The sequence below is a fragment of the Collinsella sp. AM29-10AC genome (assembly GCF_003469085.1).
In the GTDB taxonomy this organism is placed as follows: Bacteria; Actinomycetota; Coriobacteriia; order Coriobacteriales; family Coriobacteriaceae; genus Collinsella.
In genome coordinates, this window is record NZ_QSKB01000030.1 from 1 (window position 1) to 22,510 (window position 22,510).

Annotated in this window: 15 protein-coding genes; 13 read left to right on the forward strand and 2 right to left on the reverse strand. The window is 60.4% G+C overall.

Translation table 11 applies throughout. The annotated features are described in order from the left end of the window. Positions 1 to 197 precede the first annotated feature (197 nt). On the forward strand, positions 198 to 1,637 hold the full coding sequence (gene carA / locus DW754_RS09270) for a glutamine-hydrolyzing carbamoyl-phosphate synthase small subunit (protein ID WP_117759524.1): 1,440 nt from the start codon (positions 198 to 200) through the stop codon (positions 1,635 to 1,637). Position 1,638: 1 nt separating this feature from the next. Next, positions 1,639 to 4,953, forward strand: a complete 3,315-nt coding sequence (gene carB / locus DW754_RS09275; RefSeq protein ID WP_117759526.1) for a carbamoyl-phosphate synthase large subunit — start codon at positions 1,639 to 1,641, stop codon at positions 4,951 to 4,953. A gap of 219 nt (positions 4,954 to 5,172) precedes the next feature. On the opposite strand, the gene DW754_RS09280 is transcribed toward carB, so the two are convergent. Next, a complete protein-coding gene (locus tag DW754_RS09280) occupies positions 5,173 to 5,955 on the reverse strand; it encodes a GntR family transcriptional regulator (protein WP_158551165.1) in 783 nt (260 codons plus the stop codon). Positions 5,956 to 6,263: 308 nt separating this feature from the next. On the opposite strand from DW754_RS09280, the gene DW754_RS09285 reads away from it, so the two are divergent. The 10 genes from DW754_RS09285 to DW754_RS09330 all read left to right on the forward strand — a co-directional run bounded on the left by DW754_RS09285 (position 6,264) and on the right by DW754_RS09330 (position 19,210). Further along, positions 6,264 to 6,698 (forward strand): PTS sugar transporter subunit IIA, encoded by a 435-nt coding sequence (locus DW754_RS09285; protein WP_089572603.1) that lies wholly within the window; start codon positions 6,264 to 6,266, stop codon positions 6,696 to 6,698. 79 nt (positions 6,699 to 6,777) lie between these two features. Further along, positions 6,778 to 7,266, forward strand: coding sequence for a PTS sugar transporter subunit IIB (locus DW754_RS09290; RefSeq protein WP_089572604.1), 489 nt, complete (start codon positions 6,778 to 6,780; stop codon positions 7,264 to 7,266). Between the two features lie 72 nt (positions 7,267 to 7,338). After that, positions 7,339 to 8,196: a PTS sugar transporter subunit IIC gene (locus DW754_RS09295; protein ID WP_089572605.1), complete on the forward strand. Its 858-nt coding sequence runs from the start codon at positions 7,339 to 7,341 to the stop codon at positions 8,194 to 8,196. Beyond that, positions 8,196 to 9,023: a PTS system mannose/fructose/sorbose family transporter subunit IID gene (locus DW754_RS09300; protein ID WP_117759528.1), complete on the forward strand. Its 828-nt coding sequence runs from the start codon at positions 8,196 to 8,198 to the stop codon at positions 9,021 to 9,023. The genes DW754_RS09295 and DW754_RS09300 overlap by 1 nt, the downstream gene beginning before the upstream one ends. 196 nt (positions 9,024 to 9,219) lie before the next feature. After that, positions 9,220 to 9,546 (forward strand): DUF202 domain-containing protein, encoded by a 327-nt coding sequence (locus DW754_RS09305; RefSeq protein ID WP_117584044.1) that lies wholly within the window; start codon positions 9,220 to 9,222, stop codon positions 9,544 to 9,546. Between the two features lie 104 nt (positions 9,547 to 9,650). Beyond that, positions 9,651 to 10,091, forward strand: coding sequence for a MarR family winged helix-turn-helix transcriptional regulator (locus DW754_RS09310; protein ID WP_158561647.1), 441 nt, complete (start codon positions 9,651 to 9,653; stop codon positions 10,089 to 10,091). Positions 10,092 to 10,608: 517 nt separating this feature from the next. Then, complete coding sequence (locus tag DW754_RS09315; protein ID WP_117759532.1) at positions 10,609 to 17,022, forward strand: discoidin domain-containing protein; 6,414 nt, start codon at positions 10,609 to 10,611, stop codon at positions 17,020 to 17,022. Positions 17,023 to 17,239: 217 nt separating this feature from the next. Next, positions 17,240 to 17,704 carry a 5-(carboxyamino)imidazole ribonucleotide mutase gene (gene purE / locus DW754_RS09320; protein WP_006235810.1) on the forward strand — a complete coding sequence of 155 codons (465 nt, stop codon included), beginning with the start codon at positions 17,240 to 17,242 and terminating at the stop codon, positions 17,702 to 17,704. Positions 17,705 to 17,739: 35 nt separating this feature from the next. Beyond that, on the forward strand, positions 17,740 to 18,738 hold the full coding sequence (locus DW754_RS09325; RefSeq protein WP_117640749.1) for a class B sortase: 999 nt from the start codon (positions 17,740 to 17,742) through the stop codon (positions 18,736 to 18,738). A 55-nt stretch (positions 18,739 to 18,793) separates the two neighbouring features. After that, the gene (locus tag DW754_RS09330; protein WP_233508925.1) at positions 18,794 to 19,210 is read left to right on the forward strand and encodes a molybdenum cofactor biosynthesis protein MoaE; all 417 of its coding nucleotides are present in this window, start codon (positions 18,794 to 18,796) and stop codon (positions 19,208 to 19,210) included. A 90-nt stretch (positions 19,211 to 19,300) separates the two neighbouring features. Here DW754_RS09330 and DW754_RS09335 read toward each other — a convergent pair whose 3' ends face one another. Beyond that, positions 19,301 to 20,530: a putative ABC transporter permease gene (locus DW754_RS09335; protein WP_117640751.1), complete on the reverse strand. Its 1,230-nt coding sequence runs from the start codon at positions 20,528 to 20,530 to the stop codon at positions 19,301 to 19,303. 285 nt (positions 20,531 to 20,815) lie between these two features. Between DW754_RS09335 and DW754_RS09340 the strand changes: the two genes are divergently transcribed. Next, entirely contained in the window at positions 20,816 to 22,486 is a 1,671-nt protein-coding gene (locus DW754_RS09340; RefSeq protein ID WP_117759534.1) for an amidophosphoribosyltransferase, read from the forward strand. Positions 22,487 to 22,510: the final 24 nt, after the last annotated feature.

The window sequence follows — 22,510 nt, forward strand, 5'->3', positions numbered from 1 at the left end:
TCGCAAGAAGATGATGGGGCGGAATGTCAATCCTGGTCTAACAGAGCCTTAAATAATCATTATGCATAGAAAGTCATAATTATCATTTCGTAAACATTTCGATGAAATTAACGCCATGAGGCATGCTTGCGGTTACAATACCGCGAGGCCTAACTACACACCTTTAAGCCGGTCCTGTGAGACCGGGAAGGAGAATTATGGCGAACAACCATACCGCGGGCGCTGCCGCCCGCACCTTCGCGCCCAGCGAGCTTTGCCAGCGTATGCTGGCCAAAACCAGCAAGGGCACCTGCGGTCCCTGTATCCTGTATCTTGAGGATGGGACCATTTTTTATGGACGTGCATGCGGCGCCGAGGGCACCGCGACCGGCGAAGTCTGCTTCAACACCTCGCTCGAGGGCTACTTTGAGGTCATGACCGACCCGAGTTATGCCGGCCAAATCGTAACCATGACCTACCCGCAGATCGGCAACTACGGTATCGATGAGACCGACGTCCAGTCGGCCTTCCCCGGCGACGCCGTGCGCCCTGCGAGCGCTCCGGCCATGCGCGGCATGATCGTTCGCGACATGTGCGCCACGCCTTCTAACTGGCGCTCGGCCGTCAGCGTGCCGGAGTACCTGCGCGCTCACGGCATCGTTGCTATCGAGGGTATCGACACCCGCGCTCTGGTGCGCCATCTGCGCGACAATGGTTCCAAGATGGGCATTATCTCGACAGAGATCTTCGACGTCGACGAGCTCGCCGAGCGTCTGGACGCAGCGCCCACGCTGGTGGGCGAGAACCTGGTCAAGACCGTGAGCTGTCCCGCGCCTCACGAGTTTGTGGCCGCCGACCTGCCTGCCACGCATGGCTTTGCGCTTGCGGCTGCCGCTCCTGCCCGTCACAAAGTGGTCGCCTACGACTGCGGTGTGAAGCGCGGTATTCTGGAGGGCCTGGTCCGTGCCGGCTGCGACCTCACCGTCGTGCCGTGGGATACGCCCGCCCAGCAGGTGCTCGACATGAATCCTGATGGCGTCTTTTTGTCCAACGGCCCCGGCGACCCCGATGCCGTGGTGGAGACCTACGAGCAGGTGCGGCAGCTGATCGGCAAGGTGCCGGTCTTTGGTATTTGCCTAGGTCACCAGATGATCAGCTTGGCCTGCGGCGCCCAAATGGAAAAGCTTAAATTCGGTCACCGTGGCGGTAACCAGCCGGTTATGAATCTGGTGAGCCGTCGCGTGGAGATCACCGCGCAAAACCACGGCTTTGGCCTGCTGTTCCCCAGTCTGGGCAAACTGATTCCGGAGCTTTCCGGCGGCGAAACCGAGCATGCGGCCGATGGCGACCTGCGCGCCTGGGTGCGCCGCGGTATCGCGCCGGTCGTGATGAACGAGCGCTTTGGCCGCATTCGCCTGACACATGTGAACCTCAACGACGGCACCGCCGAGGGCATCCAGCTGCTCGACGCCCCGTGCTTCTCGGTCCAATACCACCCCGAGGCTTCGCCCGGCCCCACCGATGCCCACTATCTCTTTACCGCCTTTACGCGACTCATGGACGGCGAGGAGAACTACCTGGACATCGACACCGCGAAGGACCGCCTCGCCGGCTGGAATTTCGCCGAGTCCGAGAACGCTGCGACCGAGGAGAACTAACATGCCTAAACGTACTGACATCAAGCGCATCCTCGTTATTGGTTCGGGCCCTATCGTCATTGGCCAGGCCTGTGAGTTCGACTACTCCGGCGCACAGGCCTGCAAGGTGCTCAAGGAGGATGGCTTTGAGGTCATCCTGGTCAACTCCAATCCGGCGACCATCATGACCGACCCGGGTCTTGCCGACCGCACCTATGTCGAGCCCATCACCGCCGAGTTTATCGAGCGCGTAATCAAGAAAGAGCGCCCGGACGCGCTGCTGCCCACGCTGGGCGGCCAGACCGGTCTGAACGCCGCCGTCGAGCTGGCAAAGGACGGCACGCTCGACAAGTACGGCGTCGAGATGATCGGCTGCGACCTGGCCGCTATCGAGCGCGGCGAGGACCGCAAACTCTTTAACGAGGCCATGGCCGAGATCGGCCTGGAGGTTGCGCGCTCGGGCTATGCCTACAGCGTGGCCGACGCCGAGGCTATCGCCGAGCGCGTGGGATATCCCTGCGTACTGCGCCCGAGCTTTACCCTCGGTGGCGCCGGCGGCGGCATCGCGCATACCCACGAGGAGCTCGTCTCCATCGTGAGCCAGGGCCTTGAGCTCTCGCCTGCCCATGAGGTGCTGGTCGAGGAGTCCATCGAGGGTTGGAAAGAGTATGAGATGGAGGTCATGCGCGACCACGCCGGCAACGGCATCATCGTGTGCTCCATCGAGAATCTCGACCCCATGGGCGTGCACACCGGCGACTCCATCACCGTGGCGCCGGCGCAGACGCTCTCCGACCTTGAGTACCAGCGCATGCGTGTCGCCTCGCTCGCCATCTTGGGGAAGATCGGCGTCGAGACCGGCGGCTCCAACGTGCAGTTTGCCGTGAACCCCCAGACCGGCCGCCTGATCGTCATCGAGATGAACCCGCGCGTGAGCCGTTCGTCCGCACTGGCCTCCAAGGCCACGGGCTTCCCCATCGCCAAGGCCGCCGCTCGCCTGGCCGTGGGCTACACGCTCGACGAGATCGTCAACGACATCACCAAGGCAACGCCCGCCTGCTTTGAGCCCACAATCGACTACTGCGTCGTCAAGGTGCCGCGCTTTGCCTTCGAGAAGTTTAAAGGCACTGATCCTACGCTCACCACGCGCATGAAGGCCGTGGGCGAGATTATGGCGATCGGCCGCACCTTTGAGGAGGCCTTCGGCAAGGCCATGCGCTCACTGGAGGACGGTCACCAGGGCATCTGCGCCGGTGGCAAGGAGGGTGCCGACAAGCTGAGCGACGATGAGCTCGCTCAGGCCGTGGCAACCCCGACCGAGCACCGCATCTTCTTTGTGGTCGAGGCCCTGCGCCGTGGCTGGGACATCGCCCACATCCATGCCATCTGCGGTATCGATCCGTGGTACCTCAACCGTATCAACGACATGGTGCAGGTCCAGGAGAGCATCCGCGGCCTGCGTGTGGAGGATATCGACGCCGACGCGATGCGCCTGCTCAAGCAGTACGGCACGAGCGACGCCGAGATTGCCGCGCTGACCGGCTCGGACGAGCGCTTTGTGCGCGCCTATCGCAAGGGTCTGGGCGTGGTTCCCAGCATGAAGACGGTCGATACCTGCGCTGCGGAGTTTTCGAGCGCCACGGAGTACCACTACAAGACGTACGAGAACATCTACCGCACGAGCCCGGATGCCAAGAAGTGCGTGGCTCCCGACGAGACCACGCCGGCGGACAAGCCCAAGGCGATGATCCTGGGCGCCGGCCCCAACCGCATTGGCCAAGGTATCGAGTTCGATTACTGCTGCGTGCACGCGAGCTACGCACTGGCGGCTCGCGGCTTCGAGACCATCATAGTCAACTGCAACCCCGAGACCGTTTCGACTGACTACGACACCTCGGACCGCTTGTACTTTGAGCCGCTCACCTACGAGGACGTCATGGACGTTATCGATGTCGAGCGCCCCGACGGCGTCGTGGTGACGCTCGGTGGCCAGACCCCGCTTAAGCTGGCGCGCATGCTCGAGGAGAGCGGCGTGAACATTATGGGCACCAAGCCCGATGCCATCGACTTTGCCGAGGACCGCGAGCGCTTCGCCGCTCTGCTCGACAAGCTGGGCATCATGTACCCGCCGGCGGGCCAGGCCACCTCGTTTGAGGAGGCCGAGGCCGTGGCCGCGCACATCGGCTATCCGCTGCTGGTGCGCCCGAGCTATGTGCTGGGCGGCCGCGGCATGATGATCGCCTACGATGCCGAGCATCTGCGCGATTACATGGCCGAGGCTGCGCGCATTAGCCCCGACTACCCGGTGTACCTGGACCGCTTCCTGGAGGGTGCGATCGAGTCCGACGTCGACGCCCTGTGCGATGGCGAAGAGGTATACATCGGCGGCATCCTGGAGCATATCGAGGAAGCCGGTATTCACTCCGGCGACTCCGCGACCTGCATCCCGCCGTTCAGCTTTAGCGAGAGCCTGCAGGCGAAGCTCCGCGAGACCACGCGCCGCATCGCGATGGCGCTGGGAGTCCGCGGTCTGGTCAACGTGCAATATGCCATCAAGGGCGAGACCGTCTACGTGATCGAGGCCAACCCGCGCGCCAGCCGTACCGTGCCGTTTATCTCCAAGGCCACCGGCGTGCCGCTGGCCAAATGCGCGGCGCGCATCATGGCAGGCGATTCCATCGCGAGCTTGGGCCTGCCGAGCGACGAACGTCAGCTGGACTGGTTCTGCATGAAGGAAGCCGTCATGCCCTGGGGCCGTTTCCCGGGAGCCGACGTTATCCTGGGGCCCGAGATGAAGTCGACCGGCGAGGTCATGGGTATCGCCAAGAGCTATCCCGAGGCATACGCCAAGACGCAGCTGGCGATCGACTACAACCTGCCCGACCCGAGCGCCGGCAAAGTGTTCATTAGCGTGTGCGACCGCGATAAGCGGCATATCCTTTCGGTTGCGCGCATCCTTCGCTACCTGGGCTTTGATATCTGCTCCACCGAAGGTACGGCGCGCGTGCTGCGCGGCGGCAACGTGACCTGCGAGATCGTGGAAAAGATCAGCGGCCCGCACGACGGCGAGCGCCCCAACATCGGCGACCTCATCGCCGATGGCAAGATCGCGGTGATTATCAACACGCCGTACGGCCCGGGTTCGCGCGGCGACGGCTATCTGTTGCGTACCGAGGCGGTGCGCCGCGGCGTAACCTGCGTGACCGCGATGTCTGCCGCCAACACGTACGTGAGTGCCATCGAGGCGGTGCGTGAGGACCAGCAGGGTCACGGCAGCGCCAACGACATGGGCATGGACGTCATCGCCCTGCAGGACCTGCCGCAGTACACGGTGTAGATTGAGCTGGCCGGCCGGGGCGGAGGGGGCTGAGTTTCCCCCTTCGCTCCGGCTGCAAGCAGAGTCGCTCAGTGGGAAACTCAGCCCCCTCCGCCCCGGCCTGCGGTGACTTGGCTGCACCGTGTGCTGCCGAAGGGGCTTTGTGCGATGACTAGGGCTGAATAAAAAATGAGTGTGGGCGCCGTCGTTCGTTTGAACGACGGCGCCCACGTTTTGGATTTATTGGGCTGTGGCGGTGAAGGTTGTTTTGTCGGCGGCGATGTGCACGTGCAGCTTTGCCTGACCGTCGCAGCTGATGAGCACGCCTACCTCGAACGGGGTTCCCGTCTTGTCGTAGGTCGAACGCACGATGCGCATCGCCGCCTTACCGGTGTTCTGTCCCAAAAGGCGCGCCTCATGCTTGTCGAGGTTGACCGTCTCGTAGACGGCATCGACGCTTGCGGGCAGGATGCCGGTCTTTTCCGCGATATAGGCGTAGAGCGAGCCATCCACGTCTTTGCGCGTGAGCTCGGGGCAAAGTGACACGGGGATATAGACGTAGTTGAGCTCCATGGGTTTGTCGTTGGCGAGACGCAGGCGGCGAATCTCCCAGACGGGTGTCCCTTCGGGCACTTTGAGCCCAGAGGCGATGCCGCGGACGGCCGGTATGCTTGAAAAGGCGAGAATCTGCGAGCTCGGAACCCGTCCCGCTTCGCGCATCCGCGCGCTGAAATTCAGGGCCAGGTCGATGCCGGGTGCTGAGGTTTGGGGTTTGATGAACGTGCCCTGCCCACGTTTGCGCACCACGCGCCCCTCGATGACGAGATCTTGGAAGCAACGGCGCACGGTCGCGCGCGATAACTCTAGCCGCTCACAGATTTCGAGCTCGCGTGGCAGCGGCGTCTTGGTGTCGAACGCCTGGCTGGCGATAAGCAGGGCGATTCGATGTTTAAGTTGGACATAGAGCGGCGTATCACCGCTGCGGTCGAAAGGTTCGGAGGCGAGAAACGAGATCATATCCATGGGGTACCTCCATGTCGTGGGCGTACGTGACATGGTCTGACACTGCGGGGCAAACCGGAGATGCCAGGCCCGATTCTTGCTGGTATGTATGGTGCATAAGGAACATAAAACATTTATCAGGCAATCTACCTGCTATTTTAAAAATAATTAGAAGAAAAAATAATTTAGGCACAAAAATAGTTGCTACCGTTAACCGATGAATAGTTGCCGTTCGCAACTATTTTCTTGTACCGAACATGCCCCGGCGCAACAATAATCTCAGCAAAAAGCAAAGCCGTGCGACACACGGCAGGTCGAGAGGAGACCGCATGCGGTATCTGGTAATGGTCAGTCACGGAACGCTCGCTCCCGGACTGCACAGTGTCCTCAAGATGCTCGGCAATGACGCCCCGAACATCTTGTCGACGAGTCTCGTGGACGGCATGGGCGCTGACGAGTATGTCGAGAACGTCAAGGCGATGCTCGCTCCCGTTACCGCCGATGACGAGGTTGTCCTGCTTGGTGACATCCTGGGCGGATCGCCGCTCACCAATGCCATGAACACGCTGGCCGAGAAGGGCCTGCTCGCCCACACCATTGCCTTCGGCGGCATGAACCTGCCCATGGCTATGACCGCCATGATGGGGCTTGCCACCATGGACCTGGATTCCCTCAAGCAGATGATGCTGCAGGAGGGCAAGAACGGTATGTCCGAGCTCGTTGTCCCGACCGATGACGCCGACGACGAGGACGACGACATCTAGGCAGCGCATCCGCCCAAATTTTTGTGATGGAGCGGGGGTTAAGAGGAAAGACCCCTGGTGATAAAGAAAGGGAGAACGCATGATTTCGTTCATCCGTATTGACGACCGTATGATCCATGGACAGACCGTTACCCGTTGGGCCCTCGAGTATCCCTGCGACGGTCTTATCGCCGTCAACGACGCTGCAGCGTCCAACCCCGTGCTCAAGGAGGCCTACAAGAGTGCCTCGGGCAAGAAGACGTTCGTGTGGACCAAGGAGCACTTCAAGGAGGTCTCCGAGAAGGTTCTCAAGTCCGACACCAAGTACTTCCTGATCACCAAGAACCCGCTCGACATGAAGGAACTTCTCGTCGATTTTGGCTTTAAGCCCGGCATGGACCGCATCATCGTCGGTCCCTGCAACGATCGTCCCGGCACCACCAAGCTCGGCAACAACCAGTCGATCACGCAGGAAGAGGCCCAGGCGCTCGAGGACCTCACCAACGCCGGCTACACGGTCGAGTTCGCCCTTATCAAGGAGAAGTCCATCGGTGAGTGGCCCAAGTTCCGCGGTCAGTTTGGCTTCTAGTTAGGCGCCAGCCGCATTTTGGTATCTACAGCCCTTGGTGAAAGGGGCTGAGGAATAAAGAAAGGGGAAAGCATGGCAATCAATGCATTCCAAGCCGCGCTGTTCGGCCTGTTCGCCTGCCTGGCATCACTGCCTGGCATGGGCGGCACGACGATCGGCAACTACACTCTGGGTCGTCCTCTGGTCGCCGGCCTCATCGTCGGCATCATCATGGGCGATATGCAGACGGGCATCCTCGTCGGCGCTGCCATCCAGGTTGTCTACATCGCTCTCGTGACCCCCGGCGGAACCGTCTCCGCCGACGTCCGCGCCGTGTCCTATATCGGCATCCCGCTGGCGATCCTTGCCATCAAGAACTCGGGCATCGATCCCGCCTCCGCTGAGGCTGCCGGCATGGCCGCATCCCTCGGTGCCGCCGTCGGCACGCTCGGCACTGTGCTCTTCTATGGCACCGCCACCATCAACCTGGTGTGGCAGGGCATGGGGTGGAAGTGGCTCGAGAAGGGCGATCTCCACAAGCTCTACCTGGTCAACAACGTTCTGCCTTGGATTGGTCACATCGTCTGCTCGTTCCTCCCGACGTTCATCATCACCATGGGCGGCACCGCCATGGTCGACCTCATGAAGACCTACATGCCCATGGACGGCATCGCGATGAAGACGCTGTTCACCGTCGGCTCGCTGCTGCCTACCGTCGGTATCGCCATCCTGCTCAAGCAGGTCATCTCCAAGCCGACGGACTTCCTCACGTTCTTCTTCGGCTTCACCCTGTCCGCTGTCATGGGATGCAACCTGATTGCCGCTGCCGGCATCGGCTGCTTCTTCGCCCTGATCAACTATGAGATCGCTTCGCTCAAGATCGACCTCGCAAACGCTCCCAAGGCAGCTATCGCCTCGGGCTCCGATGATGAGGAAGAGGAGGACATCTAATGGCAGAGAAGAAGAAACTCTCTAAGAAAACGCTTGCCAAGTCGTTCCGCAACTGGTCCTATGGCAACCTGACTTGCTTCTCGCAGGAGCACATGCAGACCTTCGGTTACCTGTGCGCCATGCTTCCGATCGTCGAGGAGCTCTACGACACGCCCGAGGAGCAGAAGCAGGCCCTCCAGACCTACTCCGCGTTCTTCAACACCGAGCCGCAGATCGGCACCATGATTGTCGGCGTCACCGCCGGCCTCGAGGAGGCTCGCGCAAACGGCGAGGCCATCGACGACGACGCCATCAACGGCATCCGCGCCGGCCTCATGGGCCCGCTCGCCGGCCTTGGCGACTCGCTGATCGTCGGTACCCTGATCCCGATCCTGCTCGGTATCGCCCTCGGTCTCTCGACCGGCGGCTCCCCGCTCGGCGCTATCTTCTATATCGTCGTGTGGAACCTGCTCATGTACCTCGGCATGCGCTTTGCCTACAACCAGGGCTATGAGCTCGGCGGCAAGGCGGTCGAGGCCCTCGTTGGCCCCAAGGCAAAGGCTCTTCGCGATTCCATCGTGATGGTCGGTACCATGGTCATCGGTGCCGTGGGCGCAACTTGGGTCTCCATCACCTGCAGCCCCAACCTGGTGCTGCCCGGTGGCGGTAAGTTCCAGGACACGCTCGATGGCATCTATCCGCACCTGCTGCCGATGATCTTCATCATCTTCTGCTGGTACATGATGACCAAGAAGAAGGTCAACCCCATCGTTATGATGCTGATCCTCGTTGTGATCGCATTTGTGGGCGTTGTTATTGGCTTCTTCGACCCGGCACTGAGCTACTAGTCATCATCCCCTGGCCCCCTGTAAGGCCGTGCGGCCTCAACCGCACGGCCTTCTGATTTTGCGCCGCCCTTCAAGGGCAATATGGCCAGCGACCTCCATCGCCTACACGACACCCGCTATATTGCTCTTGAAAGATGACGTATTCGAAAAACGATGTACTTGCACATGATGCACGCTTTGCACGAGGAGGACCCATATGCACGAGAAACACGGACACGACCTTTCGCGCGACGACTTGATCCGCGAGGCAAAGATGCAGACCGATGCTATTCAGCGGCTCAACGTTTGGCTGCGCCTGGGCTATTCGCTCGTGGCTATTGGCTTTTTGGTGGGGATGTGGGGTATGCAGGGCGGCCCCGGCTGGGGCGTCCCCGCGGGCATCGTGTGCCTGGTGGTGGGCACTCCGCTTTCGATTGTGCTTAAGGTTGGCACGACCAACGCCAAAAAGAATGTTGAGCGTATGCTCGAGGCCGCGGGTATCGACGTTGAGGAGCTTATGCGACGCAAGAAGGACGAGCAATAGACTTCCGCGTTGGGGTATCATAAATAATTGTTGCGAATGTTAACTAATGTACGGCAAATGACGGTTTTATGGCCCTTCTAGAGTTGCAAAGGACAATATCCCCAGTGGATTACGATGACGTTGCTCGAAAACTGATCGTGTACTCACGTTCCCTTGCCAAGGGATCCTTGAGTGCTGCCGGCGGCGCCAGTGTGGGCGAGGCGCCGGTTTTACAGTGTCTATCGGGTATTGACGGTGATGTCATTCCCTCCGAGATTGCCAAGAAGCTGAAATTCTCCCGTGCGCGCATGTCGCATATCTTGGATTCACTCGAGAGCAAGGGTTACGTTCAGCGCAGGACCGATCCAAGCGATCGTCGGCGTGTGCTGGTGAGCATTACCGAGGAAGGCCGTGATTTCGCGGCGAAAAAAAATGCCGAGAGTGTGGCATCGCTCTCGAAACAACTCTCAGCGCTCGGCGAGCACGATGCTCAGGAGCTCGTGCGCATCCTGAATAAAGCCTACAGCCTTACCTATGATGCCGACGACTACCTGGACAATCTATAAGGATAAAGACAGACATTTAGGTGCATCATGAAATGCACCCGGGACAGTTGTGCCCATCAGCCACCGTCAACATCTCATTCCAAACCAAATCAGCCAACGTACGTCATGGCAATCCCCGGTAGGTTGCAGGATGGCGGCTGAGCCTTTCCCTCGGGAAACTTCGCGAAGCCCAGTTCCCGAGGGAAAGGTATGGTCTGTGTAATACCAGATAAACAGTACATTTTTGCTAGATTGGTATTTGACTGAAGAACCAATTGGTATGGCTTATTAAGCCCACCTTGCCGTTGACGCTTATTTTGCTGCCGCTGGGAGAATTCCGAACTTGGGTGCGCAAGTGCTCCCATATGTTGATATGACCTAGTAGGTGGCTATCTGGTTACTACCAGTTGGCCCCTTGGTAACGGGTGGCCCCCATTGTGCGGAATGTACCGAACATCTCCGTTTGATACGTTTTCCCATGCTGCCGGGGGGGGGGGGCGTCCTCGGCACCTCAGCATGTCGGAAGAAAGGAGACCAGATGCGCAGGAATTCCATTTTTACGAAACGGTGGGTGAAGGGAAGCGCGGTCCTCGTTGCCACTGCAGCGACGCTCGTGTTTGCCAATCCCCAGCAGGCGATTGCCACGCCACTCAAGGGCGTCGACTCGGCGACCGTGTCCCAGTCTGCCTCGAATGTCGTCGACATCGATTTCGCTGACGGCATCAAGGGCCGTATTACGTTCCTCGAGGACGGTATTTTCCGTTATAACGTCGACCCCAAGGGTGAGTTTTCCGAGTACGCCACGCCGCGCAGTAAGTCCCACACGGCTAAGATCCAGGCTCAGCCCGATACCTCGGACACCTACAGCAAGCCGAGTGCGACGGTTGCCGACAAGGGCGACACTATCGAGATCACCGGCGGAAAGGCGACCGTGATCCTGGACAAGGCGACTGGCAAGATGAGTATCAAGTCAGGCGACCGTGTCGTGGTTTCCGAGTCCGCGTCCCTCGACCTTGATAAGAAGGGTACCGTCCAGACGCTCGCCAAGGAGAAGTCCGAGAACTTCTTTGGCGGCGGCACCCAGAACGGACGCTTCCTGCACACCAACCAGACCATCGCCATCTCCAACACGAACAACTGGACCGATGGCGGCGTTGCCTCGCCCAACCCGTTTTATTGGACGAGTGACGGCTACGGCGTGCTCCGAAACACGTTTGCAGAGGGTTCCTACGACTTCGGTTCCACGGACTCATCGACGGTCACGACTTTGCACAGCGAGAATGAGTTTGATGCCTACTACTTCGTGGCGACCAACGAGGGAGCTTCGAACGTGGCAACTGAGATGCTGCAGGACTACTACAAGGTGACCGGTAACCCGGTACTGCTGCCCGAGTACGGGTTCTACCTTGGTCATCTTAATGCCTATAACCGTGATGGCTGGTCAACGACCTCGGGTCAAAAGAAGTGGGAGACCAAGGGCAGCAAGTCCTCGAGCGAGAAGGGCGACGTTAAGTACGAGTCTGGCATGTCGACGGGCTACAAGCTCGACGGCACACTTGCGGCCGAGACGCTCAACGGTGAGGGCCCTACGGTTGATACCGAGAACATGAAAGCGACCGATTTCGACCGCCAGTTCTCTGCTCGGCAGGTTATCGATGACTACGAGGACAGCGACATGCCGCTCGGCTGGTTCCTGCCGAACGACGGCTACGGCGCCGGCTATGGCCAGAACGGTTACTACAAGACCGGCGGCGTCAACTCCGACGGAGCGAGCTCGGCCGACCGTCTTAACGCTGTGCGTGCCAACGTCGACAACCTTAAGAAGTTCACCGAGTATGCCAACTCAAAGGGTGTGAGCACGGGCTTGTGGACCCAGTCCAACCTTGAGCCCGACAGCAACCCTGAGACCCCGTGGCATCTGCTTCGCGACTTCGACGCCGAGGTCAAGACGGGAGGCATCGCTACCCTTAAGACCGACGTTGCCTGGGTTGGATCTGGCTACTCCTTTGGTCTTAATGGCATCAAGACAGCTTATGACACGGTGACGACCGGCGCTAACAAGCGCCCCAACATCATCACGCTCGATGGTTGGGCCGGCACGCAGCGCTTTGGTGGCATTTGGACCGGCGACCAGTATGGCGGTAACTGGGAGTACATTCGCTTCCATATCCCCACGTATATCGGTCAGAGTCTTTCGGGCAACCCCAACATCGGCTCCGACATGGATGGCATTTTTGGCGGCGACCCCATCATCTCTGCGCGTGACTACCAGTGGAAGACGTTCACGCCCTCTATGCTCGACATGGACGGTTGGGGCACCTACCGTAAATCGCCCATGACGCACGGCGATCCCTACACAGGCATCTCGCGCTTCTACCTCAAGCTCAAGGCGCAGCTCATGCCCTATATCTACACGAGCGCGGCCTCGGCGGCCAACATCGACACGGGTAACGGCGATGCCGGCCTGCCCATGATCCGCGCCATGCTGCTTTCCGATAACTCCGAGTACGCCGCAAGCACCTCGACGCAGTACCAGTATATGTTCGGTGAGAACTTCCTAGTGGCACCGGTGTATCAGGATACCCAGGCAGACGAGAACGGCAACGACATTCGCAATGGGATTTACCTCCCCAACTACGGCACCGACGAGAATCCCACCATCTGGATCGATTACTTCTCGGGTAAGCAGTATCGCGGCGGCCAGGTTCTCAACAACTACGAGGCTCCGCTTTGGAAGCTGCCGCTGTTTGTGAAGGCCAACGCTATCGTGCCGATGTACGCCGAGAACAACAACCCCGAGGCCGTGAGCGACACCAACACCAAGGGTACCGACCGCAGCCAGCGTATCGTCGAGTTCTTCGCCACCGAGGGCGACGGCACCTTTACGCAGTACGAGGACGACGGCTCCTCCATCGAGAACAACACGACTGAGGACGATTCCTACGGTACGATCGACAATATCTCCTACGGTGAGCATGTGAGCACCGTCTACAGATCCAAGGCCGCAGGCGGCACCGCGACCTTTACCGCCGAAGCCTCGCAGGGTGGCTACAACGGCTACGACTCCAATCGCACCACGACCTTCGTGGCCAACGTGTCCGCCAAGCCCATGAGCGTCGTCGCCAAGAACGGCGGATCCGCGCTCAACGTGGTTGAGGTCGACTCGCAGGAGACCTTTGACACCGCGACCCCCGAGGCCGGCCAGGCGGTCTACTTCTACAGCGAGACCCCTAACCTCAACCACTACGGCAGCGATGTGGACGGCACCGAGGCCGAGCGGGGCGAGAGCTTTAACAGCACCAAGATCACCACGAACCCCAAGGTCTACGTCAAGTTCGCGAAGACCGATGTTGCTGCGGCGGCGCAGACGCTCGAGCTGGGCGGTTTCGTGAACGCCGACGCCACGCTCACAGCCGATCGCCTCAACGAGAGCCTCTCCGCACCCACGAACCTTGCTGCCCCCGAGGACGTCACGACCCCAACGAGCATCAAGCTCACCTGGGGAAAGGTCGATGGTGCTACCTCCTACGACCTTAAGGTCGACGGCACCGTGTTCGCCGTGGGTGATGTGGCCGAATTCACGCACACCGACCTCGCCTACAATAGCAAGCACACCTACCAGATTCGTTCGCGCAACGCCGAGGGCTACTCCGCCTGGAGCGATGTGCTCGAGGCGAACTCCGCACTCGATCCGTGGCGGAACGTCCCCGACGCCGAGCAAATCACCTGGGAGGGCTCACTTTACGGCAGCCATAAGGCCGAGCTCGCCTTCGACCATGAGTTCCAGTCGGGCGACGGCGGTTTCCACTCCGGTGGCAACGATCTGGGCAAGGCGCTTACCGTTGACTATGGACGCGCTTACAAGCTCGATAAGCTCGAGTACTATCCGCGCGATGACGCCGGCAACGGCACTGTGACCAAGATGCGTGTTGAGACGAGTCTCGATGGCGTCCACTGGACGAGCCAGGAGGTCGATTGGGCACGTTCCGCTGATTGTAAGACGGTAGCGTTTGACGGCACCGTGGCCGCCCGTTACGTGCGCATGACACCGCTCGCCTCGGTCGGCAATTTCTTCTCCGCGTCCGAGATTGCCATCTACAAGACCGACGGCACGGATGGCTTCGCCGTGGGCTCCAACCTCAACAAGGCCACGATCTCCGACGGAGACTACTCCAACATGAAGAACTATCTGGGCCTCGAGAATCGCGAGCCCGATACCCCGACGTTCGGTTCGCAGATCCGCGACCACTTCGCCGACCTCAACGATAACGGCGTTTACGACGTCTACGATTACTCGTTCACCATGGCGGGTCTTGACGGCGGCACTAAACAAAAGGGCAAGGTCGCAGGTTCGCTCGCGGTGATTCCGAGCAAGACCGAGGTCGAGGCCGGTGATGAGATCACCGTTGATGTCTATGCGGCCGACGCCAAGAACGTCAACGCCCTGGGCGCTCTCGTCAACTTCAAGAGCGACCAGTTCGAGTTTGTGTCCGAGAGCATCGCGCAGGACGGCTCGACTGCCGGCATGGAGAACCTGTCTCGCGAGAAGGTCCAGTTCGCGGACAGAACGCAGACTATCAATCTCGCCTTTGCCAACCGCGGCGATGGCAAGCTCTACAACGGTACCGGCGCGGTGGCGAGTTTCAAGCTCAAGGCCAAGACCGCCGGCAAGGTCGAACTGCCCTCGACATCTTGGCTCATCGGTCCGGCATGCGACGCACTTGAGTTTGCGAGCGACGGCACGGTGACGATGCCGGATGTTCCTCAGCCAACGGTCGCCGAGTACGGTCAGGATGCCTTCAACATCACGATGACCAACGATGAGCTCACGACCGACGACGGGACCAACGTCGAGAAACTTATCCAGCAGAAGAGCTATAACGCGCTGTTCGATAATAACGAGGGCGACAACGGCTTTGAGTTCCTATGGAACTGGAGCGGCAACTGGGACAGCGAGGGTAAGCTTCCGAGTTACGTGAAGCTTCCCACCACGATGACATTCGCATTTAAGACGCCTTCGAAACTCGATAGTGTCGAGGTCGTTAACCGCAACGGTGGCAACGGAACCGTGCAGAAGATCAAGGCTGTCGTGACGTTCGAGGATGGCTCGACCCAAGAGTTCGCGGGCGGGGAGTACGATTCCTTCCGGGCTCGCTACGCTTTTGGCCTCTCTGCCGAGAACAAGGGCAAGAAGGCGACCAAGGTCGAGGTCACGCCGCTTGAGGCATCGGGTGACCAGATGCTCACACTGCGTGAGGTCAACTTCAACTACACGCAGGGTGTCGAGGCCATCGAGGGTGTCGAGCTAGGCAAGAACCAGACCGAGTTCTTTGAAGGCGACGTTACGCTCGTCGACGCCAAGGCCACGCCTGAGAGCGCCGGCTACCCCTATGTGACGGTCGAGAGCTCCGACCCCTCTGTGGTAAGCGTCTCCGCTGTTCAGGCTGGCAATAGCGTGAGCTACTACCTGCGTGCCAACAAGGCCGGCAAGGCAAAGATCACGGTGGCGTCGGTACTCGACCCCTCCAAGACCGCATCCTATGAGGTCGAAGTCAAGGCTGGTGTCGATACCTCTGCGCTCGTGGCAGCGCTTTCCGAGGCCGCGGGCTACAGCGAATCCGTCTACACTAAGGATTCCTATGCAGCTCTCACCGCTGCGGTCGAGGCGGCTCAGAAGCTCCTCGACGGCGGCCAAGGCAGCTATAGCAAGAAGGATGTCGCAGACGCCACAGCCAAGATCGAGAAGGCAATCGACGGCCTCAAGATGCGCCCTGTCGATGAGAAGATTCTTATCAACACGCCCGAGAACCGCAAGAACGTCAAGGTGGCCGGCTTCTCGAGTGAGGCCGACTACGAGGGCAGCAACGCCGTCAACGCTCTCGACGGCGACGAGCGGACGCTTTGGCACAGCGACTGGGCCCATGGGACCGGTATGCCCCAGTATCTGAGTGTCGACCTGGGCCGCGACTACGATCTCACCGACGTTACATTCCTGCCGCGCCAGGACGGCGGCACTAACGGCGATATCTTCGAGGCCGAGATACTGGTCTCCGACACTGCCGACGGTTATGAGATGGGCACCGCCGCGTCGATGGGTACGTTCGCCTTCGACAATGACGGCCGCGTGCTCACCGACCGTGGCGACTGGAAACAGATGAGCTTTGGCGCCGCGCGCGGTCGCTACGTGACCGTCAAGGTGATTCACGCCGGCGGTGGCAACGTTGATGCCTACTGCAGCATGGCGGAGCTCAAGTTCTACGGTACGGCCGTCCCCGATCCGGTGGCGAAGGATGATCTCGCTACCGCGATCGAAAAGGTTGATGCCGAGGTTGCTGCCGGCGACCTCAAGGCCGGTGACTACACCGAGGCCTCCTGGACGGCGCTCGAGAACGCCCTGGCGAGCGCCCGCGCCATCTTGAGCGACGAGAAAGCCACGCAGGACGAGGTCGACCAGGCGCTCAGGGTGCTCGAGAGCGCCCGCGGCGCGCTCGAGAAGACCCCGGTGGCCCCGGTCGAGAAACCGACTAAGAAGCAGCTCAAGGCCCTGGTCAAGCAGGCGAAGGAGACTGACATTAGGGGCAAGACGGCCGAGTCTGTCAAGGCCCTGACGGATGCCATTACCTACGCCGAGGACGTCTTGGGTGCTGAGAATGCTTCCGACACCCAGCTCCAGGCGGCCTATGACCAGCTCAAGCTGGCTATTGAGAGCCTCAAGGATGCCGATTCCGGCAATCAGGGCGGCTCGGGCAACCAGGGTTCCGGCAATGGCTCGAACGGCGGCAACCAGGCGGGCAAGCCCGCAGGCGACAAGGCCCAGGGCAGCAAGAAGAACGGTTCGGCGATTCCCAATACCGGAGACCAGACGGCGGCGACCGTCGCGACCGTCGGTGGTCTTGGCGCCATCATCGCCGCGATCGGCGCTTTCTTCCATCGTCGCAGCAAGGCTAAGTAGCCCCAGCAACAGCTAAGCAAGCGTGCCCGCCGTCCCACCCAAGGACGGTGGGCACGCTTTTTGAATGTAGGCGGAAAGCTCCGACCCTTCGGCCTTAATCTCGCAAAGCGTTCCGTCTCCCGCCGAACACATCAGCATCGGCGGCTATACTTGAATTATTTGCAGTTAAGGGTCGCGGATTCGCCGCGTCACCGCTCTCAACAGGAGGTCTTTGTTTATGGCAGATCAAAAGCCGGTTGTCGGGATCATCATGGGTTCCAAGTCCGATCTGGGCGTTATGGAAGGCTGCACCGCCGAGCTCGAGGCACTGGGTGTGCCCTATGAGCTCGTGATCGCGAGCGCGCACCGCACGCCGGCGAAGGTCCACGAGTGGGCTTCGACTGCCGCCGATCGCGGTATCAAAGTGATTATCGCCGCCGCCGGCAAGGCCGCTCACCTGGGTGGTGTCGTGGCTGCCTTTACGCCGCTGCCGGTTATCGGCGTGCCTATGAAGACGAGTGACCTGGGCGGTATGGATTCGCTGCTGTCGATGGTGCAGATGCCTTCGGGCGTGCCCGTGGCCTGCGTTGCCATCAACGGTGCCAAGAACGCCGCCATCTATGCCACGCAGATTCTGGGTGCTTGCGACCCCGAGTACCGCAAGGTTATCGAGAAAATGAAGCAGGAGATGGCCGACGCCTAGGCGTTCCGCCGTTTCACCGCAGTATAAGGAGAGCCATGTCCGATTATCAGGGAAAACGATTCAAGGCTTCTCAGATTCCCGATCCGTCGAAGCCGGGTGCTGCCCATGCGGCACAGCAGGGTCGGACATCCTCTCCTCAGCAGCCGCGCGCGCCGCGTTCCGTAACGCCGACGTCCCATCGCCGTCAGGATACGCCTGCTGCTTATCGCCCTTCGTCATACAGTACGGCCAAGAAGTCACCTCGCTCTTCGGCGCATACCGCGCCATCGAGCTATACCGAGCCGCTGCGCAAAAAGCGCCGCTCCGTCATTCCCATTCTGCTCATCATCATTGGCATTGGCCTGATCGTTGCTGCGGCCGCCATCTTTATTAATGCCCAGATTGGCTACAAGCAGGCGAGCGAGTCGTATCAAAAAATCGAAAAGCAATATGTGAGCGACAAGGACGCCAGCGGCGTGCCGATTATCGACTTCAACGCGCTCGCCCAGACAAATCCCGAGGTTGTGGGTTGGATTTACGCGCCCGGCACCAACATCAACTACCCCGTGGTGCAGACCAACAACAACTCCAAGTACCTCAACACGCTGTTCGACGGTACGGCCAATGCCTCGGGAGCCATCTTCTTGGATAGCGACGACACCGCGCCGGGCATGGTGGATCAGCAGACCACGATTTACGGCCATCACATGAACGACGGTTCGATGTTCAACGTGATTTCGCGTACGACCGATCAGGCGACGTTCGACAGCATGGAATACGTGTACTACATCACGTGCGATGCGACGTATAAGTTGCGCCCGCTGGCGACCAAGGTGGTCGAGGACACGTATGCCAAGGCGCGCACGCCCAACTTTGAGGGCGATGACGGACTGAAGAATTACCTGTCCGAGATGCTCGACGGTGCCTCTGCCGTGGCGAGCGATGCCACCGACCGTGCCGCTTCGGCAACCAAGGTCGTAACGCTTGTGACCTGTCGCTCGCTGTCGCTGAGCAACACACGCGCCGTCATGGTGCTCACGCCGGTCGAGGAATAAAGTGTCCGGGAGCCCCGTCCCAAAAAGACTGCCCTGGAAATCAAAAGGAGAAATGATGTTTGAGAATGGCAAATCGATGCCTTCGGTTGATGCTTGGCTGCGCGAAGCCAAGGCCGATGTTTCGGCGGCTGATTGTGGGATGTACCTGACACACAACGGCGTGGTGCGCGCGACGCCCAAGGCCGAGGTGCGTGGGGTCGAGACCGATGGTGTGGCGCCTGGACATAAGGTGGGCGGCATGGCGTTTGGCTTCGATGCCGAAAAGGTGCAGGCCGCTATCGAGGCAACGCACGCGATGCCGGGTATCGGTTACGTGCGCGTGTGGTTGGCGAGTGGCGAGCTCGCCGTGGGCGACGACATCATGCTCGTGCTCATTGGCGGGGACATTCGCCCGCATGTGGTCGATGCGCTGCAGGCGCTCGTCGGTACCATCAAAAATGAGTGTGTGAGCGAGGTCGAGCGCGAGGCGTAGAGGCTTGCGTCGATAGAAGGCTCGTTTATAAAAATGCCCGCCGGTACGTGTGATACCGGCGGGCATTTTGTGTTTTGGGCGCGGTGGGCGCTACACGCGCGTCGCATCCTTGGGACTCATGGTCATGCTCTGGAAGCGGTTCTCCATGTAGTCGTTATCGAAATACTTGCCGTAGAACTGCGCGACGGGAATATCCGGCTCCGTGCCGTTGACGCGCTGGTACCAGTAGTCGAGCGACTGCAGCGTCATGACGCCGTCGACCAGCATAATGACGGTAAAGATGACGGTAGCCGAGTAGCGACTCTTCCACGGAATCATGTTGATGAGCTTGAGCAGCCTCGGCAACAGCAGCTTGATCCAGATAAGGCCACCCAGGCCCCACAGGCAGGCAAAGCCCGTGCAGGTGCGTCCGCCCGTAAGGACGGCGAGTGGGTCGGGCATGCCGAACAGCTTCATGTGCGAGTAGCTCCACGAGACCACGCCAAATGAGGTCTGCATAAACCAGCCCACGAACACCTCAAAGCTCGCGCCGAGCACAGCGCTTACCAGGAAAATGATGATGGGGTTCTTTTTATAGAAGCGGTTGAGCACCATGGTCATGAGTACGGCGCCAAAGCCATAGATGGGGCTGAAGGGACCAAACAGCATGCCGGCGCGGTTCTGGTAGACGCCCGGGTCGTCGACTGTCATATGCCAGATGTCCTCGGCGATCAGGCCGAGCACGCAGCAGACGAAGAATACCCAGAACAGGTTGAAGTAGTTGAGCTTGATGTAGCCCTCGCCGGTTTCATCGCGGCCGAGCATGCCCTCCGCCGCGGCGTCACGGTCGAGCATCTCCTGCAGGCGGCGCTGCAGTTCGCGCTCCTGGCGCAGCGTGGGGTCGACGGTTGCCGAAAGTGCAACGAGGATGCCGAGCTGGATCGCGGGACGCAGCAGGAAGGGCCCGATGCCCTGGAGCATCACGTCGACCAAAAGCTCGACGACGGTGAATGCAATAAGGATGTAGGACAGGCGGGCGGCGTTGCGGCGCTGGTTTTTGATAAGGTCCAGGCCAAAGATGATCAGGATGACGGCACTTGCCGCAGAGAGCATGATGCCGGCGACGATGAGTCCAACCGAGACAAGCATATTGTCGCCGAGCTTTTCGGCGGCGTTGCCGTTGATGAGCGCGGTGATGACCTGCCACATAAAGGCGCCGACCGACGGGAGTGTGCCCACGCCGGATAGGATGCACAGGACGGCGTACACCTTAATGATGAGGGGAATCTTCTTGACCTCCGTGGCGCTGGGGACGCTGGGGTCGAGTTCGTTTCGATCCATACAGAACCTTTCTCGCTTTGTCCTAGGCTACAAGGATACGCCGCCGACCTGCCAAAAGACAGGACGAACGTCCCAATTGCAACTTTGTAATCCCCAACGGTGGACGCGGCGGCCATCTGGGGGCGCGGGCGCTTGCACTGGACAGACCGATAAAATGTTTGGCCACAAAACGGATTATTAGCTCGGTGGGCTTTTAAAAAGCGCTGCTCATGCGCTGGGGAGCGCGTCGTGCCGTGCGTATAATAAGGCGGGTAACGCCAAAATACGAGGCTCTGAGGGGATGCCATGTCTCAAGAAACCATCCGCGCGGCCGAGCGTGCCGCGGGACAGGTGAACGCCATGTCGACGTATGATCCGGACTCCGACCAGCTGCATGAGGAATGCGGCGTTTTTGGTGTTTGGGCGCCCGATCGCGACGTGGCTCGACTGACGTACTTTGGCCTGCGTGCACTGCAGCACCGTGGCCAAGAATCGGCGGGAATCGCCGTGGGTGACGGCGGTACGGTTATGGTCCGCAAGGATCTGGGCCTGCTCGACCGCGTGTTCTCCAACGCCGACCTGTCGACGCTCTCCGGTCAGCTGGCCGTGGGTCATGTGCGCTACGGCACCGCCGGCGCCAAGAGTTGGGAAGCCTCTCAGCCACACCTCTCTACCATCAATAGCGTCATTATCGCGCTCGCGCACAACGGCACCCTCGTCAACACCGACGAGCTGCGCCGCCAGCTGATCGAGCTGGGCGTGCCGTTCCTCTCCAATTCGGATTCCGAGGTCGCGACCAAGCTCATCGGCTACTTTACTCAGCGTACGGGCCACCTGCGCGAGGGCATTCGCAAGACCATGGAGCTTGTGCGCGGCGGTTATGCCATGACGCTCATCAACGAGCAGGCGCTCTACGCCTTCCGCGATCCGCACGGCATTCGCCCGCTCGTGTTGGGCAAGCTGGTGGACGAGGGCCTGGACCAGGCCGATGCCGCATCCGTTTCGCAGCTGCCGTCGCAGGACGGCGCCGCGACGGTTGACTCCGCCGTCCGTGTCACGCGCGCCGGCGGCTGGGTCGTCGCCTCCGAGACTTGTGCGCTCGACATTGTGGGTGCCGAGTACGTCCGCGACGTCCGTCCCGGCGAGATTTTGCGCATCAGCGCCGAGGGCCTTGTGTCCGAGCAGGGCGTGCCTGCCGCCGAGGAGCCTGCTAACTGCATCTTTGAGCAGGTCTACTTCGCTCGCCCCGATTCCATCATGAACGGCAAGAGCGTCTACGCTTGCCGTTATGACATGGGTCGTCAGCTGGCACATGAGGAGCCCGTCGAGGCCGACCTGGTCATCGGCGTGCCCGACTCCGGCCTGCCGCCCGCGGAGGGCTATTCGCACGAGAGCGGTATTCCCTTTGGCGAGGGCCTTATCAAGAACCGCTACGTGGGCCGCACGTTTATCGAGCCTACGCAGGAGTTGCGCGCCATGGGCGTGCGTATGAAACTCAACCCGCTGCGCGACAACATCGAGGGCAAGCGCCTGGTCGTCATCGATGACTCCATTGTGCGCGGCACCACCATGGTGCAGCTCGTCAAGATGCTGCGCAACGCCGGCGCCAAGGAGATTCACATTCGCATCAACTCGCCCGAGGTCATCTGGCCGTGCTTCTACGGTATCGATACCGACGTGCAGTCGCAGCTCATCAGCGCCAACAAGACGGTCGATGAGATCTGCGAGTATATCGGCGCCGATTCGCTGGCCTTCCTTTCGGTCGAGGGCCTGCTGAAGGTTATGCCCAAGGGCGGTTACTGCGATGCGTGCTTTACCGGACGCTACCCCGTGGCGATTCCCGAGAGCTTTGGCCGCGACAAGTTCATGGAGGGCTTTAAGCCCCGCAACCTGGACAAGCCGCTTCACTTTGACGACGACGCCGTGGTCGAGAAATACGACGACCGCAGCTGGGAAGAGGAACACGGCGAGGCCTAAAACCTGCCATTTAGGGACAGGTTT